A 17,202-nucleotide genomic window follows, 5' to 3' on the forward strand; every position below is an offset into this window, starting at 1 on the left:
TGGCGGCTATGTCGCGCTCTATCCGCCAGCGCTCCGGCCTTCGCCGGAGCACGGGGTCATTTTATAGCTCGGCCCATTGCCGCAGCAGATTGTGATACACTCCGGTCAGCCGGATGATGGCCTGATCGTCCTGGCCTTGCGCGCCCGCCAGCGCCTGGATCGATTGATCGAGGTCGAACAGGATCGCTCGTTTTCCCTCATCGCGCACCATCGACTGAATCCAGAAGAAGCAGGCCACCCGCTCGCCGCGCGTGATCGGGCTGACGTGGTGCAGCGTCGTCGCAGGGTAGAGGATCATGTCGCCCATGCCGAGCTTCACCGGCGCGCGCCCTTCGGCGACCAGTTCGCCGCCATCGTAACTCTCGGGATCGGAGAGGAAGAGCGTCGCGGAAAGATCGGTGCGGATGCGGAAATCGCTGCCCCGGCGGTGACGGACCGCACCGTCGATATGCGTATCGAAGGCGTCGCCGGGCCCGTAGCGGTTGAACAGGGGCGGAAAGACCTTGAACGGCAGCGCCGCCGCCACGAACACGGGCGATCGGCCGAGCGCGTCGAGCACTTTGCCGCCCAGTTCGATCGCCAGCGGAGCATCCTCCGGCAATTGGCGGTTGCGCTTGGCCAGTGCCGATTGGTGGCCCGAAGTGGCGTTGCCGTCGATCCAGTCTGCCGCGTCGAGCGCCGCGCGCATCGCCGATGCCTCTTCGGGGCTGAGCAGGGCGGGAATGACGATCATCGCTCGATCGATCCTGATGCCATGAGGGTGGGCTGCGCCTGCAGCCACTGCTGGACCTGCGCCCTGAAACGCGGATTGCCCGCTTCGATCGCGCGGTCAATCCACGGCTTTGCGTCCTCAAGGCGGCCCGCATCGATCAGCATCCGCGCGTGATTGAACATCCCCCGAAAATCCCCGCCCTCCGCCGCCTGCGCATAGCAGCGCGCCGCCTCCGCCATGTCGCGCTCCACCACCCAGCCATCCTCGTGAAAGCTGCCGATGAAGTTGATCGCCTTGGGATTGCCGGTGAGGTCCACCGCCTTGCGGAACAGCGCCAGCGCCGCAGGCCGATCCTCGGCCACGCCATGCCCCAGCGCCAGCAGGGTGCCGAGATTGTACATCGCCCAATCGAGGCCCCTATCGGCGGCGGCGCGATACCATTCGGCGGCGCGCGCCTTATCCACCGCCACGCCCCAACCGAGATCATAGCAGCGCCCGATCATGTTGATCGCCATGACGTGGCCCTGATTGGCGGCCTTCCAGAACCAGCCGACGGCAGCCTGCTCGTCCTTCAATACGCCGTCGCCATCCAGAAGCATCTGGCCGTAGATTGCCTGCGCCTCTGACAGACCCGCTTTCGCCGCCGCCAACACAAAGGCGGCCCGCTGGTGAGGCGGGCCGCTAAGCCGGCGGGCGATTTCGTCCGCCGGCAGGGCATCGAGTGCGTCTAGGGAGGGGTCTGCACTCAATAGTGGAAGCTCAGCGTCGCGAAGGCCGAGCGGCCCGGCGCCTCGGTCGCATAGTGCGAGCTGTAGGCCTGGCTGAAGTAGCGTTTGTTGGCCAGATTGTTGATGTTGACGCTGAGATCGAGCTGCTTGGTGAGCTTGGCGCCGACGCGGGCATCGAAGCGCCAGTAGCCGGGGACCGATCGCGCGATCGTGCTGGTGGCGGGCGTCACGGTGATCACCCCGGCGGGGGTCTGCGATGCCTTGGTGTTGTTCGCATAGCCGCCATAGACGCGGCTGGTGTAGAAGGCGCCGCCGCCCAGGCTGAAGCGCTTGGTCAGCTGATAATTGGTCCAGATCGTGAAATTGTGCTTGGCGGTCTGCGGGAATTGCTTGCCGGTATTGACCGAGGGCACCGCGATCGTGGTCGCCGCCGCAGCGCCGTTGGCGGCAACGGTCAGCGAGGTGAAGCCGCCGTCACGGATCTTGGCGTCCAGATAGGAATAGCCGCCGAAGATCGCCCAATCCCTGGTGACGTTGCCGTTGAAGCCGATCTCGAAACCCTGGCTGCGGCGCTTGCCGATGAAGGCGACGGTGTTGGCGTCGATGGTGACGCGCGCATTGGTCGTCTCGGTGCGGAAGATAGCGGTGTTGAGCGCGAGGGCGTTGTCGAGCAATTCGATCTTGCCGCCGGCCTCCAGCGTCTTGCTCCGCTCCACCTTGAGCGAGTTGAAGATCGCCAGCGCGGTGGCCGTCGTCGTCGTGCCCAGGCTGTTCTGCTCCTGGCCTTCACCCACCAGACTGTTCGGCGGCGTCGCAGAGGTAGCGTAGGTCACATAGAGGCTGCTGTTCCTGGTCGGCTTGAAGATACCCGCAGTCTGATAGGTCCAGAAATCGTCCTTGCGCGCGAGGAAGATCGGCGCCGAGGTCAGTGTGCCGCCGGTCTTCACGCTCGATCGGAAATTATCGTAGCGCAGCCCCAGGTTGAGAATGAATTTCTCGCCAAACTCGATCGAATCGAAGGCATAAGCGGCCTTGGTCGTGCCCTTCGTGGTCGTATCGGCATAGTTGGGGCTCTTCACGATCGGCGTGGTCACCGTCGAGGTGTCGCTCGTGTAGTTCACCCAGGGATCGTCGGGATTCGGGTTGAACACGCTCGTGCAATAATAGCGCGCGATCGTAGTGGTGTTGCAGCGCGGGCTGATCGTGGAGCCGGTCGCCAGCACATAGGTGCCGCGCCGCGCGGTCTCCTGATTATATTCCAGCCCGGCGGCGATGCTGTGGCGGGCGATGCCGGTCTTGAACTTGGCGGTCAGGTCGATCGCATCGGCCAGCGTATCGGTCTTGCCCTGGCGCGTGTTGGCGCGCCGCCAGACATAGCCGCCATTGGTGAAGTTGGTCACGCCAGCGGTGGTCGTGTTGGTGGCCGTGGTGCCGGTGACGTTGCCCTGGCTGTCATCGGGCTGGGTGTAACTGTAGCCCTGCCAGGTGTGATCGAAGCGCGCGGTGTTGCGGATCGTGATGCGGTTGGTGATGTCATGCTCGATGCGCAGCGTCGCCTGATCCTGATTGGATTTGCGGAAATCGCGATCCTTCAGGCCATAGAAGGTGTTGGGCGAGACCTTGCCCGTCACCCCGCCCAGCGTGGTGAGCGTGCCCACCGTCGCCGGCTGGCTGTAGCTGTATCCGGCAGGTGCGTTGCAGACGGTCGCCGAGCAGACTGTGGCATAGGGCATGCCGCTATCGGGCAGTTCATTGCTGTGCAGGTGATAGTAAGAGGCGGTCAGCCGAGTCGGCGTATCGAGGCCCACGGTGATCGAGGGCGATACGCCCCAGCGCCTCTGCCAGATCGCATCGCGGCCGGCGACGTCCTGATCGTGAACCATCGCCGCCAACCGCACGCCGACCGTCGGCGCGATTAGCTGGTTCACGTCGAGCGTGGCGCGCTTGTAATCGGCGGTGCCGAAGCTGCCGTCGGCCTTGTAGAAATTTCCGGTCAAGGGCAGCTTGCTGACGATGTTGATCGTGCCGCCAGCCGAGCCGCGGCCGCCCAGCGTCGAATCCGAGCCGCGCACGACCTGGATCTGGTCGACTGCGAACACCTCGCGCGTCTGCGCGCCGATCGATCGGACGCCGTCGACATAGGTCGATCCCTGGCTGTCGAAGCCGCGGATGAAAGGGCGGTCGCCGATCGGATTGCCCCCCTCGGCCGCGCCGAAGGTGATGCCGGGCACGGTGCGCAGCGCATCGACCAGGCTGGCGGATCCGGTCTCCTTGATCACCTGCTCGCCGATCACGACGATCGAACGCGGCGTATCGATCAGTGGCGCGACGAACTTCGGATTGACCGCCTCGGCCTTGTAGCCGCTGGTATCGATCGCCGTGTCGGTCACGGTAACGCCCTGAAGCTCCACCTCTTTCTTGGCGGGTTCGGTCTGCGGCGCGGTCTGCGCCAGGCCGGGTGCCGAGGCGATGAATCCGATGCAGGATAGCGCAAGCAAGCTGGCGCCGCTCTGGGCGGCTACGGCACGGTCTTCCACGTCTTCCCCTTGAATATGTCAGGTCTGAATTGTTCGTGGAGCCGCTATTGCAAGTCATTCTCATTAGTGTCAACCCCGCCGAGCCGACTTTGTCATCGCGATATGGGCGACCTTACTGAAGTTATCGGGGAGGGTGCTCGTCCCGCGCTTTTTCGAACAGCCAGACGCGAAGCGCGCTTGCCAGATTGGCGGGCTCGGGATCCAATATCCGCTCGGCGTCGATCCGCGCGACCAGCGCACTCAAGGGCAGCCGCTCGGTCTCGGCCGCCGTGCGCAATGCGTCCCAGAAGATCGGCTCAAGGCTGATCGATGTGGCATGGCCCGCGATCATCACCGATCGCTTGATCGGTCCGTTGCGCGCCGCCGCCATCGATCAATACATGTGCTGGCCGCCGTTGATCGACAGCGTCGATCCGGTGACGAAACCGGCATTCTCCGAGCACAGGAAGGCGACGCCGCGTGCGATCTCATGCGCCTGCCCCAGCCGGCCAACCGGCACGCGCGCGACGATCTTTTCCAGCACCTCGGGCGGCACCGCGGCGACCATATCGGTGTCGATATAGCCCGGCGCGATCGCGTTGACCGTCACGCCGAACTTCGCGCCCTCCTGCGCCAGCGCCTTTGTGAAACCGTGGATGCCGGATTTGGCGGCGGCATAATTGACCTGGCCATATTGGCCCGCCTGTCCGTTGATTGATCCGATATTGACGATCCGCCCCCATTTGCGCTCGCGCATCCCCGCAAAGGTTGCCTTGGCCATGTTGAAGCAGCCGCCGAGATTGGTGTCGATTACCGCCTTCCAATCGGCATAGCTCATCTTCATCATCACCGCGTCGCGGGTGATGCCGGCGTTGTTGACGACGATGTCGATCGGCCCAAGCTCGGCTTCCACCTTCGCTACGCCGGCCTGGACCGCGTCGGGATCGGCCACATCCCATTTGAACGCGGCGATGCCCGTGCGATCGGTGAAGGCCCGCGCCTTCTCGTCATTGCCCGCATAATTAGCGGCGACCGAGACGCCCTGCTCCTTCAGCGCCATGCTGATCGCCTCGCCAATGCCCCGCGTGCCGCCGGTGACGATTGCTACTCGTGTCATTTACCCTCTCCCGTTGGCCGTTGCGCAAGGCTCAGCGCCTATGCCTAAGGAGCCGCGATCCAGCCTGCAAGCTCCCGGCGCAACAGCGTCTCGATCATCGCGATCCCTGTTGCGCCGTCGTTGAGGCACGGGAGGTAGGCAAAGCGTTGCCCGCCTGCGTCCAGGAAGCTCTCCTTTCCGCGGATCGCCAGCTCTTCGAGCGTCTCCAGGCAATCGGCGGAGAAGCCGGGCGCGACGATCGCGATATCGCGGATCCCGCTTTCGGCCAGCGCGGCCAGCGTTTTGTCGGTCGGGGGCTCCAGCCACTTTGCGCGGCCGAAGCGCGATTGGAAGGTAACGGTCACTTCACGCCCCAGCGCCTCGCCGAGCAGCCGCGCGGTTTTCTGGCAATGGCAATGATAGGGATCACCCAGCTCGAGTGTCCGCTGCGGCATACCGTGGAAGCTGAGGATCAGCGTCTCGGGCGCGAAATCGAGCGTGGCGAGCGAAGCCTCGATACTCTCTTTGAGGGCCGTGATGTAGGCGGGATCGTCATAATAAGGCGGGAACGTACGGATCGCCGGCTGCCAGCGCATTCCTGCCAGAACCGCGAACGCGGCATCATTGGCGGTGGCGGTCGTCGCCGCGCAATAGTGCGGATAGAGCGGCGCGATCAGGATGCGCTCGCACCCGGCCGCCTTCATCGCGGCCAGCCGATCGGGGATCGCCGGCGATCCGTAGCGCATCGCATGATCGACGATCACGCCGTCGCCCGCGAGCCGCTCCGCTAATGCTACGGCCTGCGCACGGGTGATCGCGGCGAGCGGCGAGCCGTCCTCGCGCCAGACCTGCGCATAGGCGTGCGCCGATTTCTTGGGCCGGGTGTTCAGGATGATCCCGCGCAGGATCGGCTGCCAGAGCAGATCGGGGATTTCGACCACGCGCTTGTCCGACAGAAACTCGCCCAGATAGCGCCGCACCGCCTTGGGGCTGGCATCGTCCGGCGTGCCGAGGTTGATCAGCAGCACGCCGATCTTTGGTGCGGGGACGATGGGATGATCGGCGGGCTTCATCCGAGCCTCAGGGGCAGGCTGCGTAGCCGCTTGCCCGTTGCCGAGGCGATGGCGTTGGCGATGGCCGGGGCCACGGCGGGGACGCCGAGCTCGGCGACGCCGCCCGGCGCCTCGCCGCTTGGGATGATCTCGACCGTGATCTCGGGGCAGTCGGCCAAGAGCGGCAAAGCCAGATCCTTGAGGGTGCGCTGGTCGATCACGCCGCGCGTATAGCTGACCGCATCGCCCAGCGCAGCCGCCATTCCCCAGATCAACCCACCTTCGATCTGTTGGCGGACGATGTCGGGGTTGATCACCCGCCCGCAATCGATCGCCGCAGTAAGCTTGCTCACCTTGACGGCGTCTCCTTCCGCCGCCGCCTCGGCCAGCACCGCGACATGGCTGCCGAAGGCCGAATGGACCGCTATGCCCTGGCCCGCGCCCGCTTCACCGCTCCAGCCGCCGATGGCGGGGACGCGGGTAAGGCACCGCGCGAGGCGGGGGGCCTGCCCGAGCTGGGTCATACGGAACGAGAGGGGATCGGCGCCCGACTTGGCTGCCAGTTCATCGATGAAGCTTTCGGTGAAGAAACAGGTGTAGCTGTGCGCCATCGCTTTCCACAGCCCGGTCGCGATGTCGATATCCGCCGGCGCGTGCGCAAGCGAGACGGCGGGAATCGCGTAGGGCGGCAATGCGCCCTCGATCGCGGCATGTTCGGCACCTGAGCCGCCGCGCCCGATCAGCCTTTGTTCCAGTTCGCCCATCGTCGCGGGCGCGGCGATCACCGCTTGCCAGCCCGTGATGCGCTGCCCTTCGAGGCGGGCGGAGAGCTTCGCCTTGGCCGGGGGGCGATGCGGTGCGCGCTGCATCTCCTCGGCCCGGCTCCACATCAGGCTAACCGGGCGCTTCGATCGGACTGCCAACACCGCCGCCTCGATCGCCGCGTCATTCTCAATCTTGCGCCCGAAGCCGCCACCGACCTGCATCGGATAGACGGTCACCCGGCCAGTTGACATGCCGGTCGCGGCCGCCACCGCCGCGCGGGTCAGGCTCGGCGCCTGTGTCGGCACCCACACTTCCAGCCGATCGCCGTTGACGTGCGCGGCCGCCACCAGCGGCTCGATCGCGGCATGCGCGGCGAGCGGCACGGCATAGTCCGCGGTCAGAGTCGGCGTGCCGATCGCACCGCCCTGGCTGAACAGCGTCTTGCCGCCGCCGGCCAGCGCTGCATCCAGCGCCTTGTCGACCAAAGCCGCGTCCGGCAGCGCGCCATCGGTGGCGAAGCGCGGCGCAATGACATCGAGCGCACGATCCGCCGCCCACCAAGTGTTCGCCAGCACCGCTATCCACGCGGGATCCTCGATCACCGCGATCACGCCCGGCACCTGCTCCGCTTTCGCCTTGTCGCTGCCCGCCAGCCTGGTCTCGCCGAGCGGCCCGTGGCGGATCGAGGCGAAGACGATGCCCGGCAGGCGCACGTCGCCCGCATAGCGTGTGCTGCCATCGACCTTGGCGGGGAGATCGAGCCGCGGCAGCGCTTGCCCTGATAGACCACCCTCGCCGGGCTTGCGCAGAGGAGGCGGGGAGGGCGGCGCGAAGCCCGCCGCGTCCGCCGCGAGATCGCCGAAGCGCAATTTGTCGTTACCGCGGACGACGAAGCCCTGTGCGGTATCACACGCCCGCCAGTCCGCGCCGATCCGCTTGCCCGCCGCCATGCACAGCAGCGCCCGCGCCGTCGCCCCGGCATCGCGGAAGCGCTGCTCGAATGCGCGGATCGAGGTGGAGCCTGCCGTGACCATCAGCGACTCGCGGGTCGCAAATTCATGCGTTGCCCAGCGACCGACGCCGCCGAGAAATGCCGGCCATCGGTTAATCTCCGCCTCCTCCGCCAAAAGCCTATTGGCATAGAGAGGGCCGATCGGCGCGGGCTCGACCGCGATCTGCCGCCAGTCGGCGCCTAGCTCGTCGGCGAGGATCTGCGGCAGTGCCGTCCAGACACCTTGGCCCATCTCGATCTGGGGCACGACGACGGTGACGTGACCGTCCTCGCCGATTTTGAGGAAGGCGTTGAGCACCGTCTCGCCCGGCGCGGCGGCGAGATTCGGCGCGTAGGCGCGAGGCCACAGGCCCCAGGCGAGGATCAGGCCCGCGCCCGCGCCGCCGCCGATCAGAATCGAACGGCGAGAGAGGCGGTGCGGCGGGTCGGCGATCATTTTCCGGCTCTAAGCCGGAGAAGACCGTCCGTCCACGATAGCCATGATTTGCGATTGCCTCGCAATAACATTTCGCTTAGGCAATAGCGCGGAAAGGTCGATGGATGTTCGAAGCGCAAACCGCCGAGCCCTTTACTGATGATCTGATCGGCTATGAGGAGCCGCGTCGGCCGCTATCCGGCCAGCCGGCTTCGGAAGCCGCCGTCGAGGCGGCTTACACGCCATCGCACTACGCAGCCAAGGGCAACCGCAGCCTGCTTTGGCTGGTGATCGCCGGACATGTTTTGGCCTTTTGGGCGATCGTCCAATTCGATGTCGTCGGCCATCATCGCCCCCGTCAGCGTCTCGAGGTCCAGCTGGTGCCGCTCGATGTCGTGCCGCCACCGAAAATAGCCCCCCCGCCAGAGGCTGCGGACGTCAAGGTGCAGACCCCGATCGTCGCGCCGCCGCCGATCGTGCAGCAGCCGGTAGCGATCCAGCAGCCGGTGATCAGCGCACCGATCCCGGTTACGTCCGCCCCGCCGCCGGTCACCGCCGCGCCGGCTGCGCCGATCGTGGCGGAGGCTGCGCCGATCATTCCGCCCGATGGCATGGCCGCCACCCTCGGCAATCCCGCACCCCGTTACCCAATGGAATCGCGGCGCAATCATGAGGAGGGCACGGTGCGGCTGCGCGTGCTGATCTCCTCCCAGGGGACGGTCGAGGACATAAAGGTCGCCAAGTCGAGCGGTTTCGATCGGCTGGACGATGCGGCGTTGTCGGCGGTGCGCAAATGGCGTTTCCGGCCCGGAACGCAGGCGGGCGTGCCCGTCGAGGCGGTGGGCTTCCTTTCGATACCGTTCAAGCTCACGCGATCGTAACGGGTAGCGAATCCCGCCGCTTTGGGCCAAGGCCCGCGCCATGACCGATATCAAGATTCGCCGCGCGCTGCTTTCCGTTTCCGATAAGGCAGGGCTGGTCGAGTTCGGCCGGGCTCTGGCCGGCTACGGCGTCGAGCTCGTGTCAACCGGCGGCACCGCCAAAGCCTTGCGCGAAGCGGGACTTGAGGTGCGCGATGTCTCGGATCTCACCGGCTTTCCGGAGATGATGGACGGCCGCGTCAAGACCTTACACCCGATGGTGCACGGCGGTCTGCTATGCGTCCGCGACGATCCCGAGCATGCCAAGGCGATGGCCGATCACGGGATTGGCGCGATCGATCTCGTTGTCGTCAATCTCTATCCCTTCGCCGCGACCGTCGCCAAGGGCGCGGAGCGCGACGAGGTGGTTGAGAATATTGATATCGGTGGACCCTCGATGGTGCGCTCGGCGGCGAAGAACCACGCTTATGTGGCGATCGTCACGGATGCCGCCGATTACGCCGTGCTAACCGCCGAACTCGCCGAAACCGGCGGCGCCACCCGCATCGAAACCCGCAAGCGCCTCGCCGCCAAGGCCTTTGCGCTGACCGCCGAATATGATGCGACAATCGCCAGCTGGTTCGCCTTCGCCGATCAGGGCGAACGCTTTCCGGCAGCGCTGTCGGTGCCGCTCAAGCGCGCCGAGGAATTGCGGTATGGTGAGAATCCGCATCAGGCGGCGGCGCTCTATCTCCCCGCTGGCCCCGGCGCGCGCGGCATCGCGCAGGCGAAGCAGATCCAGGGCAAAGAACTCAGCTACAACAATTACAACGATGCCGATGCCGCGCTGGAGTTGGTCAGCGAGTTTCGCGACGGGCCGCCGACCGTGGTGATCGTCAAGCACGCCAACCCGTGCGGCGTGGCAACGGCGGACACATTAATCGAGGCTTATCAGGCGGCTCTGGCCTGTGACAGCGTCTCGGCATTCGGCGGCATCATCGCGGTCAACCGCCCGCTCGATGGCCCGACCGCCGAGGCGATCAGCACCATCTTCACCGAAGTCGTCGCCGCGCCCGATGCCGATGATGCCGCGAAAGCGGTGTTCGCCAGGAAGAAGAACCTCCGCCTCCTGCTGACCGGTGATTTGCCCGATCCGAAGCGACCGGGCCTCTCGCTCAAGTCGATCGCGGGCGGGATGCTGGTGCAATCCCGCGACAATGGCGCGATCTCCAGCGGCGATCTCAAGGTCGTGACTAAGCGCGCGCCCAGCGAACAGGAGCTTGCCGATTGCCTGTTTGCGTGGACGGTCGCCAAGCATGTCAAATCCAACGCGATTGTCTACGCCAAGGGCGGCGCGACTGCCGGCGTCGGCGCGGGCCAGATGAACCGCCTCGAGAGCGCGCGCATCGCCGCCTGGAAGGCGAGGGATGCCGCCGAGAAAGCCGGCTGGGAGCAACCGCGCACGATCGGCTCGGCGGTCGCATCGGACGCTTTCTTCCCCTTCGCCGATGGATTGCTGACCGCAGTCGAGGCGGGCGCCACGGCGGTGATCCAGCCCGGCGGCTCAATTCGCGACGAGGAAGTGATCGCCGCTGCCGATCAGGCCGGGCTGGCGATGGTGTTCACGGGAATGCGCCACTTCCGGCATTGATCCTCCCTTTTTGCAGGGAAGGGAGTCAGCCCGCGCAGATACGGCGGTGGCGCCAGTTGATAAGATGGGCGGCGGCGATGGTAAGACTACCCGCGATGGTCAGCGGCACTTCGGCGCGCGTTTCGCCGTAAGTCAGCACACCGATTGCCAGCAAGGCCAGTCCACAGAGACCTGCCAACAACGGCTGCCAGGTGCCGTGGTGCCGGTAGCCGATAATCAGCGCGAACAAAGTTGTCGGGACGGCGAACAGCAACAGCATGATGTGAAATTCGGTCGGGATCGGCACCACGCTTGCCAGCGCGGGGAGGGCGGCGATCACCAGGGGCAGCGCCAGACAATGCGCGAGGCAAGCCACCGCACCCGCGATCGCCATGCTCTCGATAAGGTCAGAGGTGCGCGCCATCGATCGCCAGATGGGACGGGCGCCGGCAAAGTGCAATGATATATTATTTCATTGCGACCAAAAAGAACGTCAGCTCAACGCCCCGACCACCGCGCCATGCGCCTCCACAGCAAGCGCCTTGCGGTCCAGCGTTCCGGCATCGAGCGGTGGCAAAAAGCGGATCGTCACCGGCAGCTTCCCATGCCGATTGATCAGCCGTTTGGCCTCGGGCCCGAAGCTTTGGCCGCTCGGCCAGGCAAGCCGTCCGCGGTTCGGTCCGTAATCGATCGCCACCGGCTGCACCGCCGCACCGGCCTCCACCGCGGAGGCGAACAGTGAAGCGCGGAAGGGTGTGACGGTGACACCGTCGCCTGTGCCGCCCTCGGCGAACAGCACCACCGGGTGCGGCTCGTGCAGCGCTGTGGTGACGGCATCGGCCTGCGCGCGCGCCGCGCTCCGCCGGTCGCGGGCCACGAACACCGCCCTGCCGAGCGCGGCCAGCCAGCCGACCAGCGGCCAGCGCGCGATCTCCGATTTGGCGATGAAGCGGCACGGCACCTCGCCGCCCAACGCCAGGATATCGAGCCAGCTGATGTGATTGGCGACGATCAGCACCGCGCCGCGCACCGGAACACCTTCGGTCCGCACGCGCAAACCGAGAAGACGGCCGAGACTTCCGAGAAACGACATAACCACCATTTGCTCGCGACCGAACAGGCGGGCGATGGCCCAGAAAAGCAGATGGACGATCAAAAGTGGTGCGGCCGCGATCAGCCGCAGGATGCCGCGCAGCGTCATGGGACTTTAATGATCGCGGTTGAGTGGCACGCCGTAGAGCTCCATCCGATGATCGACGAGGCGGAAGCCCAGCCGTTCGGCGATCTTCTTCTGCAGCGCCTCGATCTCCGCGTCGATGAACTCGATCACGCGGCCCGTTTCGACGTCGATCAGATGATCGTGATGTCCCTCGGCAGCCGCCTCATAGCGCGCGCGCCCGTCGCCGAAGTCGTGCCGCTCCAGGATGCCCGCATCCTCGAACAGGCGTACCGTGCGATAGACGGTGGCGATCGAGATGCCGCTATCGATGGCCGAAGCACGCTCGTGCAGCGCCTCGACATCGGGATGGTCCTCGGATTCGGAGAGCACACGCGCGATCACCCGGCGCTGCTCGGTAATTCGCAGGCCCTTCTCCGCGCAGAGGGCTTCGATATCGATCTTGCGATTCATCGGTCAGCTCGCCTGTGATTTCGGCTGTTGTAGGAGCTCGCTCGCCGCGAAGGAAGCATCCTCGGCGACGGAGCGCAATGAGCGGCGCATCGTCAGCGCGTCGTGCAATCGCCCATCGCGTCCGCGATAATAGGCCTTGCGGCGGCCCACCACGGTGAAGCCGCTATGCTCGTAGAGGCGGCCCGCCGAATTACCCTCGCGCATTTCCAGGATCAGTTTGGTCGCGCGCCGCGATCGGGCATCGGCGGCGCAGCGCTCGACAAGCTCGCGGCCGATCCCCTGGCCACGCGAGACGGGCTCGACCGCCAGCAGCAGAAGCTCGGCCTCGTCTTCCGCGCGGCGCGCCAGCGTGAAGCCGCAAACATGGCCGTCAGCTAGCCTGGCGAGCGTGAGCCAGACGTCGGGAAGCGACAGGATGCCTAGACACTGGCCGCGCGTCCAAGCCTCGCCGAACGCCGGATCGAAGGCGCTGTCCATTACGGGCATCAGGCTTTCGACGTCCGCGGCCGCGCCGGGTGCAAGGACGAGGCCCTCGGTCATCCCGGCAGCCGCGCATCCGGCGCGCGGCCGTAGATTGGGCGGGGCGGGAGGTTTGCCGCATCGGCCGGCAACCAGCGCGCCGCGGCGGCATCGGGCAGCAAAGGGACGGCGGTACCGCCGCCGCGCGCCGTGGTGAGAGCCGCGGCGCCCTCCCCGAATACCGGGTCTTCGTGAACGAAACGCGCCGCTTCGGCCGGGGCGAGAGAGACCAGCGGCCCCAACGGCGTCACCGGATCCATGAAGCGCTGCACGAAAAGTTCGCCATGACCGCCCGGGATTGCCACGGCACGCGGCCCTTGGCCAGCCGCCATGCGGGCGAGCAGCACCAGCGAGCTATAGCCCTTGACCGGCACGCTCCACGCCAGCCCAAACGCCCGTGCCGCTGCCAGCCCGACGCGGACGCCGGTAAAGCTGCCTGGCCCGACATCGACGAGCACCGCATCCGGCCGCTCGCGCCGCTCGATCAGTTCGCCGATCATCGGCACCAGCCGCTCGGCATGTCCGCGCCCGACGATCTCGTGGATATTGGCGAGCAGCCGATCGCTCTCGATCAGCGCGACCGAGCAGGCGGCCGTCGCCGTATCGATGACCAGTGTCGCCATCCGCTATAGGATCTGGTTGGCCTCTTCGAAGGCGAAGCGCGGCAGGCGATCGAAGATCGTCGCCGGATCGCCATAGCCCAAAGTGGAGATGAAATTGGAGCGGATCGTGGTGCCCGCGAAGAAATCCGCATCCACCTTGGCGTTATCGAAGCCCGACATCGGCCCGGTATCGAGGCCCAGCGCGCGCGCCGCGAGGATGAAATAGGCGCCCTGCAGGCTGCTGTTACGCAGCGCCGCCGGCTCGCGCCCCGCCTGATCGGGATACCAGGCCTTCACGCCGGGGTTGTGCGGGAAGAGGAAATCGAACTTCTCATGAAAGTCCACGTCCATGCCTAGGATGGCGGTAACGGGCGCCTTCACGATCTTGGCCGCGTTGGTGCTGCTGGCGTGGCCCGCGATACGCGCCTTGGCTTCGTCGCTGACGCACCAAACGATGCGCGCGGGCGACATGTTGGCCGACGTCGGCCCCCACTTCATCAGATCATAGATGGCATGAAGCTGATCCTCGCCAACAGGTTTGTCGAGGAAACCATTATAAGAGCGCGCGGTGCGGAAAAGCTGATCGAGCGCGGCATCGTCGAGCGGGGCGGCCATGGCGGGTCTTTCGTCGGTCGTGGAGCAGGAAGGGCGCCGTCAGGCGGCGCGGACTTCGGTGACTTCGGGCACGTAATGCTTGAGCAATTGCTCGATGCCTTGCTTCAGCGTCGCGGTGGAGGAGGGGCAGCCCGCGCAGGCGCCGTGCATTGCCAGATAGACCGTACCCGCACGAAAGCCGCGATAGACGATATCGCCGCCATCGTTCGCCACCGCCGGGCGGATGCGCGTCTCGATGAGATCCTTGATCTGGTCGACGATCTCGGCATCGGCGGGATCGTCGCCGAAATCCTCCTCATCGACGTGGATGCCGTCCGCGCTGCCCGGGTTGAACAGCGGCGCATGCGCGGCGAAATGATCGTGGAGGATGCCGAGCACATTGGGCTTGGCCTGCCGCCAGTCCGCGCCCTCGCCGATCGTCACCGAGATGAAATCGCGACCGTAGAAAACGCCTTCGACATCGCCCAGCGAGAACAGCGCCGAGGCCAGCGGCGAGGCCTCCGCCTCCTCCGGATTGGCGAAATCGCGCGTACCCGCCTCCATCACCGCCTGTCCCGGCAGGAACTTGAGCGTGGCGGGATTGGGGGTGGATTCTGTCTCGATTAGCATGGTTGCCATGTGGGCCGAACAGACCCTTGGATCAAGGCTTAGCCTCCCACCTTGATTATTCCGCGGAGATCGACGATATGGCCGTCAGGCGCGATGCTTTGAGCATTGGGCCGGACAGCGTGAACTCTCGCGGCTTGTAGGCTGCGGTCGTGTCCGGCAGAGGCGCTTTAGCCCCAGGCTTCCCTTTTCACGCGGGTCGTCTTTACGAACCCGCTTGCCCCGGCATGCGCAAAGCGCTGCCGTGCGAGCATCTGAAAGCATATCATGACTCAATTCAATCAACTCGGCCTGGCCGAGCCGATCCTGCAGGCGTTGACCGCCAAGGGATATACCGTGCCGACGCCGATCCAGGCGCAGGCCATTCCGCCCGTTCTCCAGGGCCGCGATCTGTGCGGCATTGCGCAGACGGGCACTGGCAAGACCGCCGCCTTCGCGCTGCCCTCGCTGACCCGCCTCGCCGCCGATGCCAAGATCCGCAAGCCCAAGAGCTGCCGGATGCTGGTTCTGGCGCCGACGCGCGAGCTCGCCAGCCAGATCGCCGAGAGCTTCGTCCAATATGGCAAGGGCCTGCGCCTCTCCGTGCTGACCATCTTCGGCGGCGTGCCGATCCCGCGCCAGATCCGCGCGATGCAGGCGGGCGTCGATATCGTCGTCGCCACGCCGGGCCGTCTGCTCGATCTGATCGATCAGCATGCCATGACGCTGCGCGATATCGAGATCCTCGTCCTCGATGAGGCCGATCAGATGCTCGATCTCGGCTTCATCCATGCGCTGAAGCGAATCCATCGCCTCGTGCCGCAGAAGCGCCAGACCTTGTTCTTTTCGGCGACGATGCCGAAGACGATCGCGGAGCTGGGCAACGCTTTCCTTACCGACGCTGTCCAGGTTTCGGTGGCACCGCCGTCGACCACCGCAGAGCGCGTCGATCAGCGCGTCATCTTCGTCAATCAGGCGGAGAAGCAGGCGCTGCTGACGATGAAGCTGAAATCCGAGGTCGTTGATCGTGCTTTGGTGTTCAGCCGCACCAAGCATGGCGCTGACCGCGTCGTTAAGAACCTCATCGCCGCCGGCATCGGTGCCAACGCGATCCATGGCAACAAGAGCCAGCCGCAGCGCGAGCGCGCGCTCGCTGAGTTCCGCTCCGGCCAGTCGCCGATCCTCGTCGCCACCGATATCGCCGCGCGCGGCATCGATGTCGGCGGTGTCAGCCACGTCTTCAATTTCGAGCTGCCCAACGTCGCCGAGCAATATGTCCACCGCATCGGCCGCACCGCGCGCGCCGGCAAGACGGGCATCGCAATCAGCTTCGTCAGCGATGGTGACGAGAAGAATTACCTGCGCCAGATCGAGAAGCTGACCCGCGTGAAGCTCGGTGTCGATCCGCTGCCGGAGAACTTCCTGGCCGAAGCGGCGAAGATGCCGAAGCCCGCACCGGAAACGCGCAGCGAGCGTCCCTCGCATGGCCGTCGCCATGATGGCGAGCGTCCCGCTGGCAGCCCACCCAAGCGCCGCTTCCCGCAGCGCAAGCCCGGCGGCGTCGGCGCGCACAAGAGCGCGGTCCGCCGGACCGGCGGGCGGTAAAAAGCACCTCGCCTCCCTGCGTGCGGGGAGGGGATCAAGGGGTGGGTGCGCGCGTCTGCGCGCCCAAAAGACTCCGACCGCACCTCGGAAGCTACGCTCAGGGGCATCGAGCCCCTTCGCTTCGCAACCCACCCCTAACCCCTCCCTTGCAGGGAGGGGAATTGGTCAAGCGCGCCGCTTCTTGCGCTGGTGGAGCACGAACCACACGAACGCCGCCGCCAGGGCCAAGACAACTACCGCATCGCCATAGTGGAGGATATGCCCGAGGCGCGGATCGGTCCGCCACGCCGCGCCCAGCTTCATCCCCACCCAAGCCAGCGCAAAGCACCACGGCCACGAGCCGATGAAGGTGTAGAGGTGGAAGCGGACAAGGTTCATCCGCGCCACGCCCGCCGGGAAGGCGATGAAGCTGCGCACCAGCGGCAATAACCGACAGACCAGCACGGTGATGCTGCCAAACCGCGCGAAGAACGCTTCGGCGCGATCAAGATCGTGCAGGTTGAGCAGCACATATTTGCCGAACCGCTCGACGAACGGCCGCCCGCCGCGCTTGCCCACTTCATAAGCGACGATCGATCCGAGGTTGCAGCCGATCGCGCCCGCGGTCGCCACAGCAAAGAGATTGAAGCGCCCGATCGAAACGAGATAGCCCGCGAAGGGCATGATGATCTCGCTCGGCAGCGGGATGCACGCGCTTTCGATCGCCATCAGCAAGGCGACACCGCCATAGCCCACGGCAGAAATGACCGCGATGATCCAGGCGGCGACGGGCGCGAGCAGCTGCTCAGTGAAGGAGACATGCGGCGTCATTGGGCGATCGCCATCCGCACCAAACCGATCAATCCCTGCACGTGCGTCTC

At 65.8% G+C, this 17,202-nt stretch carries 18 protein-coding genes; 3 read left to right on the top strand and 15 right to left on the bottom strand.

The window, feature by feature from the left end:
• Window positions 1–61: 61 nt before the first annotated feature.
• The 7 genes from FHS31_RS11820 to FHS31_RS11850 form a co-directional block, all read right to left on the bottom strand.
• Entirely contained in the window at window positions 62–733 is a 672-nt protein-coding gene (locus FHS31_RS11820; RefSeq protein WP_167073759.1) for a Fe2+-dependent dioxygenase, read from the bottom strand.
• Window positions 730–1,461 (bottom strand): tetratricopeptide repeat protein, encoded by a 732-nt coding sequence (locus FHS31_RS11825; protein ID WP_167073761.1) that lies wholly within the window; start codon window positions 1,459–1,461, stop codon window positions 730–732. Before FHS31_RS11825 ends, FHS31_RS11820 begins: the two co-directional genes overlap by 4 nt.
• Window positions 1,458–3,977 (bottom strand): TonB-dependent receptor domain-containing protein, encoded by a 2,520-nt coding sequence (locus FHS31_RS11830; protein ID WP_167073763.1) that lies wholly within the window; start codon window positions 3,975–3,977, stop codon window positions 1,458–1,460. Before FHS31_RS11830 ends, FHS31_RS11825 begins: the two co-directional genes overlap by 4 nt.
• Window positions 3,978–4,098: 121 nt before the next feature.
• Entirely contained in the window at window positions 4,099–4,347 is a 249-nt protein-coding gene (locus FHS31_RS11835) for a ribbon-helix-helix domain-containing protein (protein WP_167073765.1), read from the bottom strand.
• A 3-nt stretch (window positions 4,348–4,350) separates the two neighbouring features.
• The gene (gene phbB, locus FHS31_RS11840) at window positions 4,351–5,073 is read right to left on the bottom strand and encodes an acetoacetyl-CoA reductase (RefSeq protein ID WP_167073767.1); all 723 of its coding nucleotides are present in this window, start codon (window positions 5,071–5,073) and stop codon (window positions 4,351–4,353) included.
• 44 nt (window positions 5,074–5,117) lie between these two features.
• Complete coding sequence (gene hemH / locus FHS31_RS11845) at window positions 5,118–6,125, bottom strand: ferrochelatase (RefSeq protein WP_167073769.1); 1,008 nt, start codon at window positions 6,123–6,125, stop codon at window positions 5,118–5,120.
• Window positions 6,122–8,317: a xanthine dehydrogenase family protein molybdopterin-binding subunit gene (locus FHS31_RS11850; protein WP_167073771.1), complete on the bottom strand. Its 2,196-nt coding sequence runs from the start codon at window positions 8,315–8,317 to the stop codon at window positions 6,122–6,124. The genes hemH and FHS31_RS11850 overlap by 4 nt, the downstream gene beginning before the upstream one ends.
• A gap of 104 nt (window positions 8,318–8,421) precedes the next feature.
• Here FHS31_RS11850 and FHS31_RS11855 point away from each other — a divergent pair, with 104 nt between their 5' ends.
• Both FHS31_RS11855 and purH read left to right on the top strand, forming a co-directional pair.
• Window positions 8,422–9,177 carry an energy transducer TonB gene (locus tag FHS31_RS11855; protein ID WP_167073773.1) on the top strand — a complete coding sequence of 252 codons (756 nt, stop codon included), beginning with the start codon at window positions 8,422–8,424 and terminating at the stop codon, window positions 9,175–9,177.
• A 40-nt stretch (window positions 9,178–9,217) separates the two neighbouring features.
• On the top strand, window positions 9,218–10,807 hold the full coding sequence (gene purH, locus FHS31_RS11860) for a bifunctional phosphoribosylaminoimidazolecarboxamide formyltransferase/IMP cyclohydrolase (RefSeq protein WP_167073775.1): 1,590 nt from the start codon (window positions 9,218–9,220) through the stop codon (window positions 10,805–10,807).
• Between the two features lie 25 nt (window positions 10,808–10,832).
• Here purH and FHS31_RS11865 read toward each other — a convergent pair whose 3' ends face one another.
• The 7 genes from FHS31_RS11865 to FHS31_RS11895 form a co-directional block, all read right to left on the bottom strand.
• Window positions 10,833–11,210, bottom strand: coding sequence for a MerC domain-containing protein (locus FHS31_RS11865; RefSeq protein WP_167073777.1), 378 nt, complete (start codon window positions 11,208–11,210; stop codon window positions 10,833–10,835).
• A 69-nt stretch (window positions 11,211–11,279) separates the two neighbouring features.
• Window positions 11,280–11,987: a lysophospholipid acyltransferase family protein gene (locus FHS31_RS11870; protein ID WP_167073780.1), complete on the bottom strand. Its 708-nt coding sequence runs from the start codon at window positions 11,985–11,987 to the stop codon at window positions 11,280–11,282.
• A gap of 6 nt (window positions 11,988–11,993) precedes the next feature.
• The gene (locus FHS31_RS11875; protein ID WP_167073782.1) at window positions 11,994–12,416 is read right to left on the bottom strand and encodes a Fur family transcriptional regulator; all 423 of its coding nucleotides are present in this window, start codon (window positions 12,414–12,416) and stop codon (window positions 11,994–11,996) included.
• A gap of 3 nt (window positions 12,417–12,419) precedes the next feature.
• Window positions 12,420–12,956 (bottom strand): GNAT family N-acetyltransferase, encoded by a 537-nt coding sequence (locus FHS31_RS11880; RefSeq protein WP_167073784.1) that lies wholly within the window; start codon window positions 12,954–12,956, stop codon window positions 12,420–12,422.
• A complete protein-coding gene (gene tsaB, locus FHS31_RS11885; RefSeq protein WP_167073786.1) occupies window positions 12,953–13,558 on the bottom strand; it encodes a tRNA (adenosine(37)-N6)-threonylcarbamoyltransferase complex dimerization subunit type 1 TsaB in 606 nt (201 codons plus the stop codon). Before tsaB ends, FHS31_RS11880 begins: the two co-directional genes overlap by 4 nt.
• 3 nt (window positions 13,559–13,561) lie before the next feature.
• Entirely contained in the window at window positions 13,562–14,152 is a 591-nt protein-coding gene (locus FHS31_RS11890) for a malonic semialdehyde reductase (protein WP_167073788.1), read from the bottom strand.
• Window positions 14,153–14,191: 39 nt separating this feature from the next.
• Window positions 14,192–14,761, bottom strand: a complete 570-nt coding sequence (locus tag FHS31_RS11895) for a NifU family protein (RefSeq protein WP_167074038.1) — start codon at window positions 14,759–14,761, stop codon at window positions 14,192–14,194.
• Between the two features lie 264 nt (window positions 14,762–15,025).
• Between FHS31_RS11895 and FHS31_RS11900 the strand changes: the two genes are divergently transcribed.
• Window positions 15,026–16,342, top strand: a complete 1,317-nt coding sequence (locus FHS31_RS11900) for a DEAD/DEAH box helicase (protein ID WP_167073790.1) — start codon at window positions 15,026–15,028, stop codon at window positions 16,340–16,342.
• Window positions 16,343–16,507: 165 nt separating this feature from the next.
• On the opposite strand, the gene FHS31_RS11905 is transcribed toward FHS31_RS11900, so the two are convergent.
• A complete protein-coding gene (locus FHS31_RS11905; protein ID WP_167073792.1) occupies window positions 16,508–17,152 on the bottom strand; it encodes a DedA family protein in 645 nt (214 codons plus the stop codon).
• Between the last annotated feature and the right edge of the window lie 50 nt (window positions 17,153–17,202).

Origin of the sequence: Sphingomonas vulcanisoli, from assembly GCF_011761305.1 — a bacterium.
Lineage (GTDB): Bacteria > Pseudomonadota > Alphaproteobacteria > Sphingomonadales > Sphingomonadaceae > Sphingomonas_I > Sphingomonas_I vulcanisoli.